Source organism: Yoonia sp. (assembly GCF_036007805.1).
Lineage (GTDB): Bacteria > Pseudomonadota > Alphaproteobacteria > Rhodobacterales > Rhodobacteraceae > Yoonia.
In genome coordinates, this window is the sequence record NZ_DASYOK010000111.1 from 1 (window position 1) to 14,619 (window position 14,619).

The 14,619-nt window shown below is 58.6% G+C and carries 13 protein-coding genes; 8 read left to right on the plus strand and 5 right to left on the minus strand.

All coding sequences use genetic code 11. The annotated features are described in order from the left end of the window. Together VGP75_RS06190 and VGP75_RS06195 are read left to right on the plus strand one after the other, a co-directional pair. On the plus strand, positions 1 to 411 hold a 411-nt coding region (locus VGP75_RS06190), incomplete at its 5' end, for an amino acid ABC transporter permease (RefSeq protein ID WP_327542821.1). A 79-nt stretch (positions 412 to 490) separates the two neighbouring features. After that, positions 491 to 2,518 carry a M3 family metallopeptidase gene (locus VGP75_RS06195; RefSeq protein ID WP_327542822.1) on the plus strand — a complete coding sequence of 676 codons (2,028 nt, stop codon included), beginning with the start codon at positions 491 to 493 and terminating at the stop codon, positions 2,516 to 2,518. Here the strand turns inward: VGP75_RS06195 and VGP75_RS06200 are convergent. Together VGP75_RS06200 and VGP75_RS06205 are read right to left on the minus strand one after the other, a co-directional pair. Beyond that, positions 2,515 to 3,414 (minus strand): cation diffusion facilitator family transporter, encoded by a 900-nt coding sequence (locus VGP75_RS06200; protein ID WP_327542823.1) that lies wholly within the window; start codon positions 3,412 to 3,414, stop codon positions 2,515 to 2,517. The two genes, VGP75_RS06195 and VGP75_RS06200, sit on opposite strands and share 4 nt — an antisense overlap. Before the next feature lie 52 nt (positions 3,415 to 3,466). Further along, on the minus strand, positions 3,467 to 3,934 hold the full coding sequence (locus VGP75_RS06205; protein ID WP_414727783.1) for an SH3 domain-containing protein: 468 nt from the start codon (positions 3,932 to 3,934) through the stop codon (positions 3,467 to 3,469). Positions 3,935 to 4,104: 170 nt separating this feature from the next. On the opposite strand from VGP75_RS06205, the gene VGP75_RS06210 reads away from it, so the two are divergent. Next, positions 4,105 to 5,091 (plus strand): 2-hydroxyacid dehydrogenase, encoded by a 987-nt coding sequence (locus VGP75_RS06210; protein WP_327542825.1) that lies wholly within the window; start codon positions 4,105 to 4,107, stop codon positions 5,089 to 5,091. 114 nt (positions 5,092 to 5,205) lie between these two features. Then, positions 5,206 to 7,701 carry a GcvT family protein gene (locus VGP75_RS06215; RefSeq protein ID WP_327542826.1) on the plus strand — a complete coding sequence of 832 codons (2,496 nt, stop codon included), beginning with the start codon at positions 5,206 to 5,208 and terminating at the stop codon, positions 7,699 to 7,701. A gap of 24 nt (positions 7,702 to 7,725) precedes the next feature. On the opposite strand, the gene VGP75_RS06220 is transcribed toward VGP75_RS06215, so the two are convergent. Beyond that, positions 7,726 to 8,796 (minus strand): NAD(P)/FAD-dependent oxidoreductase, encoded by a 1,071-nt coding sequence (locus VGP75_RS06220; RefSeq protein WP_327542827.1) that lies wholly within the window; start codon positions 8,794 to 8,796, stop codon positions 7,726 to 7,728. Next, a complete protein-coding gene (locus VGP75_RS06225; RefSeq protein WP_327542828.1) occupies positions 8,793 to 9,725 on the minus strand; it encodes an aldo/keto reductase in 933 nt (310 codons plus the stop codon). Before VGP75_RS06225 ends, VGP75_RS06220 begins: the two co-directional genes overlap by 4 nt. A gap of 182 nt (positions 9,726 to 9,907) precedes the next feature. Here VGP75_RS06225 and VGP75_RS06230 point away from each other — a divergent pair, with 182 nt between their 5' ends. Beyond that, a complete protein-coding gene (locus tag VGP75_RS06230; protein WP_327542829.1) occupies positions 9,908 to 10,501 on the plus strand; it encodes a nicotinate-nucleotide adenylyltransferase in 594 nt (197 codons plus the stop codon). Beyond that, positions 10,501 to 11,964: a D-alanyl-D-alanine carboxypeptidase/D-alanyl-D-alanine endopeptidase gene (gene dacB / locus VGP75_RS06235; RefSeq protein WP_327542830.1), complete on the plus strand. Its 1,464-nt coding sequence runs from the start codon at positions 10,501 to 10,503 to the stop codon at positions 11,962 to 11,964. Before VGP75_RS06230 ends, dacB begins: the two co-directional genes overlap by 1 nt. Here dacB and VGP75_RS06240 read toward each other — a convergent pair whose 3' ends face one another. Then, entirely contained in the window at positions 11,965 to 12,384 is a 420-nt protein-coding gene (locus tag VGP75_RS06240; RefSeq protein ID WP_327542831.1) for a tellurite resistance TerB family protein, read from the minus strand. A gap of 112 nt (positions 12,385 to 12,496) precedes the next feature. Here VGP75_RS06240 and VGP75_RS06245 point away from each other — a divergent pair, with 112 nt between their 5' ends. Then, positions 12,497 to 14,068, plus strand: a complete 1,572-nt coding sequence (locus VGP75_RS06245; RefSeq protein ID WP_327542832.1) for a lysine--tRNA ligase — start codon at positions 12,497 to 12,499, stop codon at positions 14,066 to 14,068. 69 nt (positions 14,069 to 14,137) lie between these two features. Continuing rightward, a complete protein-coding gene (locus VGP75_RS06250; RefSeq protein ID WP_327542833.1) occupies positions 14,138 to 14,539 on the plus strand; it encodes a DUF4864 domain-containing protein in 402 nt (133 codons plus the stop codon). Positions 14,540 to 14,619: the final 80 nt, after the last annotated feature.

The following is a 14,619-nucleotide window of genomic DNA, read 5'->3' on the forward strand; positions in this document are numbered from 1 at the left end:
ACGCGGGATTTTTCGCTCCTGTGGCGGGCGGTGATTGCACTGACCATCGCCTATTCATCCTTTCTGGCGGAGGTGTTTCGCGCGGGCCTGCAATCGGTTGATGAAGGCCAGATTGAGGCGGCAGAGGCGCTGGGTCTGAACCGATGGCACCGGTTTCGGTTTATTGTTTTTCCGCAGGCGCTGCGCATGATCCTGCCGCCCTTGGGCAATGATTTTGTGGCAATGGTGAAGGATTCGTCGCTTGTGTCTGTGCTGGGCGTCACCGATGTGACCCAACTGGGCAAGGTCACAGCGGCAGGCAATTTCCGCTATTTCGAGACTTATAATGTGGTTGCTCTGGTCTATCTGACGATCACGATTACCCTGTCGATCGCCTTGCGCCGGTTCGAGAAACGGATGCGGACGCGGTGAGCACGGGATGTGCGTTTTTTACCAAGGGGTGGTGCCAAGGGGCATCGCGCACTACCTCTTGCTGCAAAGGAGACTACTGATGACAAATCCGTTGCTTGCTGAATGGGACACGCCTTTTGGGTTGCCGCCGTTCGATGTGATTTCTGATGATGATTTTGCGCCGGCTGTTGATGCCGCACTCGCCATATCGCGCGCGAATATTGCCGCGATTGCGGAAAACCCCGACGCGCCCGATTTCACCAATACGATTGAGGCTCTGGAGCGGGCCGATGATACCTTGGGCCGAGTTTTGGGGGCGTTCTACAGTTTGGCGGGGGCTGACAGTAACCCCAAGCGCGAGGCCTTGCAGCGTGATTTTGCCCCGCTTTTGAGTGCTTATGGCTCTGAGGTTTCAGAAAACAAAGCGCTGTTTGCGCGGGTCGAGGCGGTTTGGGAGAACCGCGCCGCACTTGATCTGACGCCTGAGCAAGACCGTGTGTTGATGCTGACGCGGCGTGGGTTTGTGCGTTCGGGTGCGCAGCTGGAAGGGAAGTCTGCCGAGGCCCTGCGTGATGTGAAATCGCGCCTGTCGGTGTTGGGGACCAGTTTCACCCAGAACCTGTTGGCGGATGAGCGTGCATGGTTTATGAAACTGGGTGCCGATGATCTGGATGGCCTGCCGGATTTTGTGATCGCGACAGCGAAAGCGGCGGGCGAAGAGAAGGACGCGGGCGGGCCTGTTGTGACACTTTCGCGGTCGCTGATTGTGCCGTTCTTGCAGTTTTCCGAGCGGCGGGATTTGCGCCAAAAGGCCTATGAGGCATGGGGTGCGCGCGGCGCGAATGGTGGCGAGACGGATAACCGTGCGCTTGCCGCCGAGACATTGAAGCTCCGGCAAGAGCGCGCAAAGCTGTTGGGCTACGATACCTTCGCTGATTTCAAGCTGGAAACCGAGATGGCAGGGACACCTGCCGCTGTGCGTGATTTGTTGATGCAGGTCTGGAAGCCTGCGAAGGCTGCCGCAGAGGCTGATGGGGCCGTCTTGCAGCGGATGCTGCATGCAGACGGGTTTGATGGCCCGCTCGAGCCTTGGGACTGGCGGTTCTATGCGGAAAAGCGCCGCAAGGAATTGCATGATCTCGATGAGGCGGAACTGAAGCCCTATCTGCAATTGGACCGGATGATTGAAGCGGCATTTGCCTGCGCCAACCGTCTCTTCGGGCTGGAATTCGCGCCGATTGAGGGGCCGGTCTACCACCCTGATGTGCGCCTGTGGGAAGTGACCCGCGATGGCACGCATATTGCAGTGTTCATCGGTGACTATTTTGCGCGTGGTTCCAAACGCTCGGGTGCATGGTGTTCGGCAATGCGATCGCAGCAGCGGTTGAGCGGCGATATTCGCCCGCATGTGGTGAATGTATGCAATTTCGCCAAACCGGAGGCGGGCAAGCCTGCGCTGCTCTCTTATGACGATGCGCGCACCCTGTTCCATGAATTCGGCCATGCGCTACACCAGATGCTGTCGGATGTGACCTATGAAAGCATCTCGGGCACATCCGTGGCGCGGGACTTTGTGGAACTGCCAAGCCAGCTTTACGAGCACTGGTTGGAGGTGCCTGAGGTGCTGGCCGAATTCGCGACGCATGCCGATACGGGCAAGCCGATGCCTGAGGATTTGTTGAACCGCATGTTGGGTGCTGCAACGTACGACATGGGTTTCCAAACGGTAGAATACGTCGCCTCTGCGCTTGTTGATCTGGGCTTTCATGACGGACCGGCCCCTGCCGATCCGATGCAGCGGCAGGCCGAGATTCTGGAAGACATCGGGATGCCCCATGCGATCCGGATGCGCCATGCGACACCGCATTTCGCCCATGTCTTTGCCGGTGACGGCTATTCCAGCGGCTACTACAGCTACATGTGGTCCGAGGTGATGGATGCGGATGCTTTCGCTGCATTTGAAGAGGCGGGCGATCCCTTTGACAGCGCCACGGCCAAGCGGTTGGAAGAAACGGTGCTGTCCTCGGGCGGGTCAGTGGATGCTGCCGATCTTTATACTGCGTTTCGTGGGCGTTTGCCGGGGGTTGAGGCGCTGCTGAAAGGCCGGGGTCTGGATAAAGCCGCCTAGGGGCGGTCGTCGTCTGGGTGTTTGGTCACCCCGACAGGATCTTTGTGGATCAGAACATCGGCGCGGGGGTAGGCTGCGATAATCGCGCGGCGCAGGCGCGCGCCGATGCGATGCGCCTCGTGCAGGGTCTGGTCGCCATCAAGTTCGATATGCAGGTTCACGAAAACGCGGCTGCCTGCGACGCGTGTTTTCAGGTCGTGGTAGCCGTGGATGCCGTCGAAGTTCTCGGCGATTGCAGCGATGCCTGCGATCATCTCGGGGTCGGCTTGGCGGTCCATCAGCGCGTCCCATGCGGCTTTGCCGATGCGGATGGCGCCGAAGCCCAGGAAGGCAGCGGCACCCAACGCCACGACGCTGTCGATCTGGTGCAGGCCAAAGGCGGCAGAGGCCCAGAGTGCGATGATCGCGCCGATATTCGGGATCAGATCGCCGATGTAATGCAGGCTGTCTGCCTTGACGACCTTATTGTCGGTCTTGGCCGCGACATGGCGTTGCCAGATCACCAAGGCCAGCGTCAGGCAGATGGAAAAAAACATAATTGCAATGCCTTGGCCTTCACGTTCAGGCAGGACAACAGTGTCATCCAACAGACGGAAAATTGCGGCAAACGCGATCACGCCTGCGGAAATCATGATGAAGGTGGATTGGGCGAGTGCCGCCAGATCCTCGGCTGAAGTGTGGCCGAAATTGTGGTCATCATCGGCGGGTTTGGCCGCATAGGCGATGGCGATCAGACCCCCCAGTGACATCATCAGGTCAAGCGCACTGTCGGCCAAGGTGGCGGCCACGGCGAGCGATCCGGTTTGCGACAACGCCCAAAGCTTGGCCAGCACGAGGATCAGTGCGACCGAGACAGAGAGAACTCCGGCAGAAAGGTTGAGGCGTGTATCGTTCATGGGGTCTGTGCTAACGACTACGTCAGCACAACGCTAGCCCGCGCATGCGTGTTCAGTCACGGATTTCCGCATCCGCGACGCCCCAGATGGCCGTCTTCGGGGCCCAGCCTTTGTAGCCACCTGCGGTCAATTCGCACCAGTCGGGGTTGCAGTCGCCAAGGCGCGCCACGACACCTGCTTCCAAGATTGCGTTCTCGGTGGCGTTAGGTTCGGGGCGGCTGCGCAGGATCAGGTCATCCGCTTCGACAATGGCCGTGCGGGCCCCTGACAGCATGCGGTAATGCACCCAGCCGCCTTGACCGTCGCGGTCGATGACCCGCCGCCAGTGGCCGTATTCAGCGATGATCTGAAGCGGCATGTCACGGCGCTGAAAGACCCAATCAATGCGGTGTGACAGTGACGGGCCGCGGCGGACGTTGGCCTCTCCGGCGCGGAGCGACACGTAGCGGGGCAAAGGCAGGTTCGTTTCTGGGCCGATTGCGGGGCCTGCGTCATTTTGCTGGGCGACACCTGCGCTCATACAGATCACGATCGCGAATGCCGCGACCCAAAACACGCGAAACCAATGCGCTATTGCACCCATTGTTTGCCCTTACTACTCATTTTGCGGCGCGCGGTTCTTGTGCTGCGCGTCCCTTTGGCGCAACCTGCCATGACAAGTTGAATTTGAAAAGCTATGGAGTGCAACAGATGCCAGGTAAGCAAATGAGTGTTGTCGTGACGCGACGGTTGCCTGAGGTTGTCGAGACCCGACTGAAAGAGCTTTTCGACGTTGAATTGCGTGATGACGACACACCGATGACGACCGAGCAACTGGCCGATGCGATGGGCCGCGCGGATGTTCTGGTGTGTACGATCACTGACAAGATTGATGCGAAACTTTTGGCCCGCGCGGGCGATCAGCTGAAACTGATTGCGAATTTCGGAGCCGGTGTGGACCACATTGATGTGGCTACGGCCCGCCAGCGGGGCATCCATGTGTCGAACACGCCCGGTGTGGTGACGGAAGATACCGCCGACATTGTGATCGCGCTGATTTTGGCTGTGACCCGCCGCATGGCCGAGGGGATACGTGTCGCGCAGTCCGATAGCTGGGGTGGATGGGCGCCTACGGCAATGCTGGGCGGACGGATCAAGGGCCGCCGCTTAGGTATTCTGGGGATGGGCCGGATCGGGCAGGCCGTGGCGCGCCGCGCGAAAGCCTTCGGGATGCAGGTCCACTATCATAATCGCAGGCGTCTGCGCCCCGAGATCGAGGAAGAGTTGGACGCGACCTATTGGGAAAGCCTTGATCAGATGGTAGCCCGTGTCGACATCCTGTCGATCAACTGCCCGCATACGCCCTCGACATTCCACCTGATGAATGCACGGCGGCTGAAGCTGATGAAGCCCACTGCGGTGATTGTGAACACATCGCGTGGTGAAGTGATTGATGAAAACGCGCTGACGCGGATGTTGCGGGCGGGGGAAATTGCGGGCGCGGGTCTGGATGTGTTCGAGCGGGGGCATGAGATCAATCCGCGCTTGCGTGAACTCTCCAACGCGATCCTTTTGCCGCATATGGGATCGGCCACACTCGAGGGCCGGATCGAGATGGGCGAGAAGGTGATTGTGAACATCAAGACCTTTGCCGATGGCCACAGGCCGCCTGATCTCGTCGTGCCTTCAATGCTTTGATCCGGGCTTTGATCTGGGCTTTGTCGCTTTCGCACCGAAACGCGTCGGCTGGTTCTATCGCTTTGTGACGGTTTCGCGCAAATTGGCGTCAAAGATGCCAAGGGAGTCGTCATCATGAAAACCCAAGTCAAAGCTCTGGTCGTCGGCGGCGGCGCGGTTGGCACGTCCATTGCATATCACCTTGCGAAAGCCGGCTGGGATGATGTGATGCTGCTGGAGCGGGACGAGTTGACCTCGGGCTCGACGTGGCATGCCGCAGGGCTGCTGCCGCTGTTCAACATGTCGTTTGCGACAACACATATCCATAAATACTCGGTCGATTTCTACAAATCGCTTGAGGCGGAAACGGGCCTGAACGCCGGTTTCGCTGTCGTGGGCAACCTGCGGATGGCCCAGACGCAAGAGCGTATGGATGAGTATATGCTCTATGCGTCGACCGCCGAGACATGTGACGTGCCTTACGTCTGGATGACGCCTGACGAGATCAAGGCGAAGTGGCCCCTGATCCGGACCGAGGATTTGAAGGGTGCGCTTTATCATCACACGGACGGCTATATTAACCCTGCTGATGTGACCCAAGCGATGGCCAAAGGAGCCCGCCAGCGCGGTGTTGCGATCGAACGGAAATGGCAGGCGGATGCGTTTCACTGGAATGGTAAAGCGTGGGAAGTCACCTGTACCAAGATGGTCGAAAAGGGCGGCAACCTTGTCCCTTCGGACGAGCAGATCGTGATCACGGCAGAGCATGTCGTGACCGCATCCGGCAACCATGCGCAGACCACGGCCAGAAAGCTGGGGATCAAGATCCCTGCGATCCCTGTGGAACACCAGTTTATCGTCATGGACCAAGACCCTGCGCTGGTTGATTTCCGCGCCGAGGGCCATGTCGAACACCCCGTCATCCGTGACGCCGATGCGCAATCCTATGTGCGCGAAGAGCGTGGTGGCTGGATTTTGGGTGTTTATGAAAAAGGTGCACCTGCGGTTTTTGAATACGGCGTGCCCGAGACTTTCCGTGCCGACCTGTTCCCGCTCGATCTGGAACGGATCGAAGAGCAGTATATGGCGATGATCCACCGCATTCCGTCTTGTGAGGAAAGCGGTCTGAAGGACGATTTCAACGGCCCGATCTGTTATACACCCGATGGCAACCCGCTGGTTGGCCCTGCGCCGGGCTTGCGTAATATGTGGTTGGCGGAAGGGTTTTCTTTCGGGATCACAGCGGCGGGTGGTACGGGCTATTACCTTGCCCAGATGATGGTCGAGGGCGAGGCCGAGATCGACATGGCGTCGCTTGATCCCAAGCGCTACGGCAGTTGGATGACCACAGAGTGGGCCGCGCGCAAGAACGAAGAGGCCTATGAGCACGTCTATATCCTGCATCACCCCGATGAAGAGCGCCCTGCCTGTCGTCCGCTGCGCACATCGCCTGCCTATGACCGTCAGGCGGCACGCGGCGCGCAATTCGGTTTTGTGAACGGGTGGGAGCGTCCGAATTATTATGCGCCCTTGGGGTTCAATGATCACGACAGCCGCTCGTTCCGCCGTGGTGGCTGGTGGCAATATGCAGTCGAAGAGGCCAAGGCTGTGCGGGAAGGTGTCGGCCTGATCGACGCCACCGCATTCACCAAACATATCGTCAAAGGGCCCGGTGCCACGGCGTTTCTGGACTGGTTCACCACCAACAAGCTGCCGCGTGTGGGGCGGATCAATCTGACCTATGCACTGACAGATCACGGCACGACGCGCACGGAATATACCATCGTCCGGTTGAAAGAGGATGAATATTACCTTGTTTCGGCAGGTGCCTGGACGGACTATGACGCGGATTTCCTGAACAAGGCAGTTGCCGATAAGGAACCGGAGTTTGGCCGCATTGACGTACAGAACGTGACCACCCAATGGGGCGTTTTTGCCATCGCGGGACCGAAATCGCGCGATGTCCTGAACGCGGTGATCAAGGATGCGGACCCGGCGACTGCACTGTCCAACAAGCGGTTCCCTTGGCTTTCGGCCAAGCAGATCGAACTGGGCATGTGTCCGGTGAATGCGATCCGTGTGGCCTATACCGGCGAGCTGGGATGGGAGCTGCATCACCCGATCGAGATGCAGAACTACCTCTTCGATCTGCTGGAAAAAGCAGGCGAGCCGCATGGCATGAAGCTGGTTGGCGCACGCGCGCAGAACTGGTTGCGGCAGGAGAAATCCTATCGCGCTTTCGGGACCGAGTTGGGCCGTGATGCGACACCGCTGGAGGCCGATCTGCCGCGGTTTGTGGATCTGTCCAAGGAGTTCAACGGGAAGGCCGCGATGGAAGCGAAAGGTATTCGTTCCAAATGCGTGACCTTGTTGATTGATGGGCCAGAGGATGCGGACCCTTGGGGCCGTGAGGCGCTTTATGCCATGGATGGCACCCGTGTAGGGCGTTTGACGTCGGGCGGGTATTCGGTGGCATTCGAGAAATCGATTGGCATGGGGTATGTACGGCCAGAGCTTGCGGTTGTTGGGACGAAACTGCAGGTCAAGATGCTTGACCAGCTTTGGGACGCCGAGGTTGTCGAAGACAGCCCCTATGATCCCAAAAATGCAACGATCCGTGTGGATGGGTAGCGGTAAGGTGGGTTGAAACCCACTTTACGCAAAGCGCTGTGGCGAGAGTGCTGCAACGGTGTCTTTGGGGAGTTCCGAAGGCGCCCCGGCGATCAGGTCATGCAACAACTGTGCGGCGGCGGGGGCGGACTGCATCCCGTATCCGCCTTGGCCTGCGCACCAGATAAAGCTGGGATCGCGGCTGTCGGGCCCGAGCACCAGCGTCCGGTCAGGCGAGAAGGTGCGCAGGCCAGCCCACGAGCTGAGCAAACGTGTGACCGGTTCGGTCACATTGGCCTCATATCGGGCAAGTCCCTCGGCCAGCACCATGTCGTCGGCATAGGCGTCATGCGGGGTGACGGGGTCTTCCTCGGCGGGTGATACGATCAGCGCGCCTGCGTCGGGTTTGGCGTACCAGTTTTCGCCCGGTCCGAAGATCATTGGCCAGCCGCTCACGTCATGGCCGCCGGGCGCGGGGATCCGCGCCATCGAGCGGCGCAGAGGGGTAAAGCCCAAGGGTGTGATCCCTGCCATCACAGCGATTTCATCAACCCATGCGCCCGCAGCATTCACCAGATGGCGCGCCTCGAAAGTTTCGGTTCCCGCATGCACGGTCCAACCTGTGGCGTTGCGACTGATGCTTGCGACGCGCGCTTTCGTGCTGATGGTCGCGCCGTTCTGTCGCGCCATCTTGGCGAAGGTTTGCACGAGTTTGTCCGTATCGATATCAGACGCCGCCGTATCGAAGGCTGCGCGATCAACAATGGTGTCATCAAGGATCGGCACCATGGTCTTGGCCTCTGTGACGGTGATGCTGTCAAGATGCATGGAGTCCAGATCGGCGGCAAAGGCTTCGGCAGTTTCCGCATCGCCGATGAGCATCAAACCGCGGGGGCTGAGTACATCGGCCGCTTTATGAAAGGCATGGCTGGCCTTGTTCAGTGCAATCGTTGAGGGCTTGCCGTAGTTCTGTTCAAACAGGGCCGCAGACCGGCCGGAGGCATGATAGGCAAGGGCGTCTTCACCCTCCAAGAGCGTTACGCTGCCCAGTTTCGAGAGGCGTGCGGCAGCCGAAACACCAGCAATGCCGCCGCCAATGATCAGAAAATCAATCATGCTTCTTCAAGCCTGTCTGTTGCGGGTGGGGGTGTGATGCTGAGTGCGGTGATTTTGTCATAAAGTTCAGGTGTCATCGTGAATTTTTCGGCCTGCAAAGAGGGATGGAGCTGTTCCTCAGCGCGGGCCGAGATAATGGGGAGCGGTTTGACCGGGTGGTTGGCAGCCCACGCAACGGCCAGTGTCGCCGGGTCGACGCCAAGCTCTGCGCCAAGGGCTGTCAGTTGTTTTGCCGTTTCATGCATCCAGTCCTGCGCATAGCGCGCCTGATACCGCGCATCGGTCGACAGGCGACCGGTGCCACCCTTGGCATATTTGCCCGTCAGCAACCCGCCCCCCAAGGGTGAATAGGGCACGATTGTAATGCCCTGATCGGCAGCCATGGGGAAAATCTCGACCTCGCTCTGGCGTTTGACCAGACTATACATCGGCTGGATCACGTCGATTTGCGTCCCCAGTGATTTTGCAACGCTTTGGGCCTTCATCACCTGCCATGCGGCATAGTTCGACACGCCGATGTGGCGGATCAGGCCTTGTGTTTGCAATTCTGCCAATGTGCTGAATGTTTCCTCAAGCGGCGTCTCATCGTCGAAACGGTGCATGTAGAGCAGATCGACAGCATCTTCTTGCAGGTGTTGACGGCACATATCGAACTGGCTGGTGATATTCGCGTGCGAGGCACCGCCCACATAGCCTACTTTGGTGGCGAGATAGAGAGAGTCGCGGTCCGCCTTGATCATTGCGCCAAGCAGCGTTTCAGACGCGCCACCCGTATAGAGCACAGCCGTGTCAAAGTGGTTGATGCCACCGGCGCGGGCCGCGTCAAACATGGCTTGACTGGCCGTTGCGTCAGCGGTGCCGCCGAATTGCATCGTGCCAAAGGTGAGCCGGGAAAGCGGGGCGCCAGCGCGCGTGGTCAGGGTATTCATGGGCAAAGATTGGCATGCATTTGTCACGATGAAAAGACAGCGTGCGCTCGGGGGCTGACGTTTGCGTGCATTGACAGGCAGGGTTATGAAATGGCTACTACGGCCAGGATGGAAATGACCCTTGAGAAATCTATGCTGATGCAGTCTGCAGCCGCCAATATGCAACAGATAGGGCCTGCGCAATGAGTGCGCGGCCTGTCGCAAAGCGCGGTCAGGTGATCGGTTTGCTGGGAGGGTCCTTTGATCCGCCGCATGCGGGCCATGTCCATATCTCCAAGGCTGCGTTGAAGCGGTTCAGGCTGGACCGGCTGTGGTGGCTGGTGTCACCCGGCAATCCGCTCAAAGAGAATGGACCGGCACCTTTGGCTGACAGGATGCAGGCCGCGCGTGCGATGATGGATCATCCGCGTGTCACTGTCACTGATATCGAGGCGCAACTGGGCACGCGGTATACAGCGCAGACGCTGATGGCCTTGCGCCGCCGGTACCCTGGTGTGCGGTTCGTGTGGATCATGGGCGCTGATAATCTGGCGCAGTTCCACCTGTGGCAAGACTGGCGCTGGATTATGGACACCGTTCCCATTGGCGTGTTGGCGCGTCCAGGAGATCGGATCGCGGCGCGCATGTCGAAAGCGGCAAAAGTCTATGCGCGCGCACGCATTCCGGGGCGTGCGGCGCATACGCTTGGACGGGCAGATGCGCCGGCATGGTCCTTTGTCAATTTGCCCATGTCAGACCAGTCCTCAACGGCGATCCGCAAGCGGGGGGAATGGTAATGCGCCTGACCCGTCGCGCAATGTTGTCCGGGGCGGTTTCAGCGCTTGCCACGGCAGCCTATGCAGAGGCCCCTCTGACGTCCCTGCGCCCTACTGCACGCGTGCCTGCCCGCGATGCCATTGCCAAGATGGTGTCATCGCGCACGACCTCTGGCGCGGTGGGGGTTCTGGTTGCGGATATGCAAAGCGGAGAGGTGCTTGAGGATATCGAGGGGGCGGTTGCGCAGCCGCCTGCAAGCGTAACCAAGGTCTTTACAGCCCTTTATGCGCTAGAGGCACTGGGCGCGCAGCACACCTTTGATACCCGCTTATTTGCTGATGGGCCCATAAGTAATGGCATTTTAGATGGTAATTTGATTTTGGCCGGTGGGGGTGACCCTAATCTTGTGACGGATCAAGTTGCTGAACTTGCCAAAAGACTGAAGGAAACCGGCCTGCGTGAAGTGCGTGGGGACTTTCTGGTGTGGGACGATGCCCTGACCAATCTTGACGAAATTGACGACAGCCAGCTGGATCATCTCGGTTACAATCCAGCGGTCACCGGTCTGAACCTGAATTTCAACCGTGTGCATTTTGAATGGAAACAAGACGGCGCGGACTATGTCACCACGCTGGATGCCCGCAGCGCAAATTACCGCCCCGAAGTGACCACAGCGCAGATTGCGATTGTGGACCGTGCAGTGCCAGTGTTCACCTACCGTAATGGTGGTGGTGTGGACCAATGGACTGTGGCGCGGCGTGCGCTCAATAAAGAGGGATCACGCTGGCTGCCGGTGCGCCAACCCGCGCTTTATGCTGGTGAGGTTTTTACGGTTTTTGCACGCAGTCACGGGATCGTTTTGAACGCGCCGCAACAGACGCCAGAGCGCCCTACGGGAACACCGCTGGTACGCTATGCCAGTGCGCCATTGAACGAGATGATGCAGGGCATGTTGCGGTATTCGACGAATATAACGGCCGAGGCTGCGGGTTTGGCGGCGACCGCGACACGCATCGGTACGCAACGTGGACTGCGCAGCTCTGCCCTAAGCATGGCGCTTTGGGCTGCGCGCCGCGCGGAAGGAATTGAACCGCAATTTGTGGATCACTCGGGTTTGGGGGATGCGGCGCGGCTGTCGCCCCGTGACATGGTGCGTTTGTTGATGGCGCAGGATGTGAAGCCGACCTTGCAGCCGATTTTGCGTGACATTGCATTGGTGGGCGAGGATGGTCAGGCCATCGACGATCCACAGGTGGCAGTGAGGGCCAAGACCGGCACGCTCAACTTTGTGTCAACGCTTGCCGGTTACGTGCGCACCAAGGGCGGGCGTGATCTGGCTTTTGCGATTTTTGCATCCGATCTGGAAGCGCGCGAGGCTGGCAAACGGCAGGGTGACGAATCTCCGCCTGGCGCGCGTGGCTGGAGTACCCGGTCGCGGCGCTTGCAACAGGATATTCTTAAACATCTGGCATTCAGGGTTTGATCAAAGCGTCATGTGCCGTGCGCGTGATCCGCGTTCGATTGCTGCGGCGTGTAGGCGATCAAGGTTCAGTTCTTCGCGAATCTCTTCCAGCATCCGCACCTCTGTGCCAACAATGTGCCCGTCAGCGGCGGCAACATCACAAGAAAGTGCATAGGCGGTCTCATAAAGACGTTCGGGCAGGGCGTCGCGGATCAGGCCAAATAGGGCCTCAAGACCGTCTTCCTGCTCGAGCAGCGAGAAAACCATTCTTGACATACGCGGCAGACGTTCGAGGTCATAGTCGGCGAAAACAGGCAAGTTGTTGATTGCACTGTTTATTTTCACAAGCTCTGCGGTGCGGATGTTTTCGTCCGACGCGGAAACCGCGATCATAAGGGCCGCAAGTGCGTCTTGCGCGGTCAGTGGGGCGTCTTCGAGCATGGGGATTTCCTTTGCGTGCTAAGCCACGTTTATTGACGCCTCGCCTGTCTCGCAATAGGGAGTGCGCGTTGCGGCGATCACAATGACTTGCCCCCAGAATGTGAGATGAACCATGAGCACTATGCGTGAAGCAGCGATGACGTCGAAGGCCTGGCCCTTTGAAGAGGCGCGCGCATTGCTCAAACGGTATGAAAACAAGGCCCCCGAAAAGGGGTATGTCCTGTTTGAAACAGGTTACGGTCCATCCGGTCTGCCGCATATCGGAACGTTTGGCGAAGTCTTGCGTACCACGATGATCCGCCGCGCGTTCGAGGTGATTTCTGATATTCCGACCAAGTTGATCTGTTTTTCGGATGATCTTGACGGGATGCGCAAAGTGCCGGGCAATGTGCCCAACCAAGAGATGCTGGCCGAGCATATGCATAAGCCGCTGACATCCGTGCCTGATCCCTTCGGGACGCACGAAAGCTTTGGTCACCACAACAACGCGATGTTGCGGCGGTTCCTCGACACCTTCGGGTTCGAGTATGAGTTTTATTCCGCGCGTGAGTTTTATCAGACCGGCCAGTTTGACGAGATCCTGCTGCGTGCCGCTGCCCGCTATGACGACATCATGGCAGTGATGCTGAAATCCCTGCGCGAAGAGCGTCAGGAGACCTATTCCATCTTCCTGCCGATCCATCCCGAGACAGGGCGCGTGCTTTATGTGCCGATGAAGCATGTGGACGGGGAGAAGGGCGAGGTGACCTTTGACGACCCTGATGGCCGCGAATGGACTCTGCCTGTGACGGGCGGCAATGTGAAATTGCAATGGAAGCCTGATTTCGGTGCGCGCTGGGCTGCTTTGGACGTTGATTTCGAGATGTACGGCAAGGAACACGCCACAAATACCGCGATCTATGACCGGATTTGCGAGATTTTGGGCGGGAAGAAGCCGAACCATTTCTCTTATGAACTGTTTCTGGATGAGAAGGGGCAGAAGATCTCCAAATCATCCGGCAACGGCATCTCGATTGATGAATGGCTCACCTATGCTTCGACCGAGAGCCTGAGCTATTTCATGTATCTCAAGCCCAAGACAGCAAAGCGGATGCATTTCGATGTGATCCCGAAGGCAGTGGACGAGTATCACCAGCAATTGCGCGCCTATGCCACGCAGGATGACGCAGGACGTGCAAACAACCCTGTGTTCCATATCCACGGTGGCGATGTGCCCGCTTCAGATATGGTGGTGCCTTTTGCGATGCTGTTGAACCTTGCTTCCGTGTCCGGCGCCGAGGACAAGGACACGCTTTGGGGCTTTATCCAGCGTTATGCGCCAGAGGCGTCAGCCGAGAAGAACCCGCAGATGGATCAGGCTGCAGGGTTTGCCGTGCGCTATTACAACGACTTTGTGAAGCCGACGAAAGTGTTCCGTGCACCGACCGATCAAGAGCGCGCGGCACTGACCGATCTGGCGGATCGCTTGAAGGCGTGGGATGGCGGTCTGGATGCGGAAGAGCTTCAAACAATGGTCTTTGCCGTGGGTAAAGAGCACGGGTTTGAGCCGCTGCGCGACTGGTTCACAGCCCTTTACGAGGTGCTTTTGGGCGCCTCGCAGGGTCCGCGCTTTGGCGGCTTTATTGCGCTTTACGGTGTGGATGAAACCATTGCTCTGATCGAACAGCAGCTGGCGGCGTCCTAAGTTTATTGAAACTAATCCGCGCTTTCGTACGTATCTTCTAGAACAGGAGATCACAGGAGGGCGCGGATCATGCGCATTTTGGCAGTAGTTTTGGGGTTCTGGATCGCGGCGACTGCGGCTTTTGCGCAGGACAGCGACGCGATCGAGAGCGTGATCGGCAGCCAGCTGGACGCCTTTAACGAACGCGATATTTCCGAGGCGTGGCAATACGCCAGCCCCAATATAAAACGGCTTTTCGGCGATCCCGGCAATTTCGGCATGATGGTTCAACAGGGCTATCCCATGGTCTGGGACAATGCCGATGTGCGGTTCTTGGAACTGCGCGATCTGGGTGGGATGCTCTGGCAAAAGGTGATGGTGCGTGATGCACAGGGCGGCCTGCATATTCTGGATTATCAGATGGTTGAAACCGCGCAGGGTTGGCAGATTAATGGTGTGCGCTTGTTGCCCGCGCCCGATGTCGGGGCCTAGCCGCGTTGCGTAGCCTGCCGTGACGGTGCCCTCAGCCGCTGTTTAATTCTTGACGTTACCCCTTGCACAGGTGGCCCGGT

Excerpts from the sequence above, each read along its gene's own strand:
- VGP75_RS06195 (WP_327542822.1), top strand. The coding sequence starts at position 491 with ATGACAAATCCGTTGCTTGCTGAATGGGACACGCCTTTTGGGTTGCCG.
- VGP75_RS06200 (WP_327542823.1), bottom strand. The coding sequence starts at position 3,414 with ATGAACGATACACGCCTCAACCTTTCTGCCGGAGTTCTCTCTGTCTCG.
- VGP75_RS06205 (WP_414727783.1), bottom strand. The coding sequence starts at position 3,934 with ATGAGCGCAGGTGTCGCCCAGCAAAATGACGCAGGCCCCGCAATCGGC.
- VGP75_RS06210 (WP_327542825.1), top strand. The coding sequence starts at position 4,105 with ATGCCAGGTAAGCAAATGAGTGTTGTCGTGACGCGACGGTTGCCTGAG.
- VGP75_RS06215 (WP_327542826.1), top strand. The coding sequence starts at position 5,206 with ATGAAAACCCAAGTCAAAGCTCTGGTCGTCGGCGGCGGCGCGGTTGGC.
- VGP75_RS06220 (WP_327542827.1), bottom strand. The coding sequence starts at position 8,796 with ATGATTGATTTTCTGATCATTGGCGGCGGCATTGCTGGTGTTTCGGCT.
- VGP75_RS06225 (WP_327542828.1), bottom strand. The coding sequence starts at position 9,725 with ATGAATACCCTGACCACGCGCGCTGGCGCCCCGCTTTCCCGGCTCACC.
- VGP75_RS06230 (WP_327542829.1), top strand. The coding sequence starts at position 9,908 with ATGAGTGCGCGGCCTGTCGCAAAGCGCGGTCAGGTGATCGGTTTGCTG.
- dacB (WP_327542830.1), top strand. The coding sequence starts at position 10,501 with ATGCGCCTGACCCGTCGCGCAATGTTGTCCGGGGCGGTTTCAGCGCTT.
- VGP75_RS06240 (WP_327542831.1), bottom strand. The coding sequence starts at position 12,384 with ATGCTCGAAGACGCCCCACTGACCGCGCAAGACGCACTTGCGGCCCTT.
- VGP75_RS06245 (WP_327542832.1), top strand. The coding sequence starts at position 12,497 with ATGAGCACTATGCGTGAAGCAGCGATGACGTCGAAGGCCTGGCCCTTT.
- VGP75_RS06250 (WP_327542833.1), top strand. The coding sequence starts at position 14,138 with ATGCGCATTTTGGCAGTAGTTTTGGGGTTCTGGATCGCGGCGACTGCG.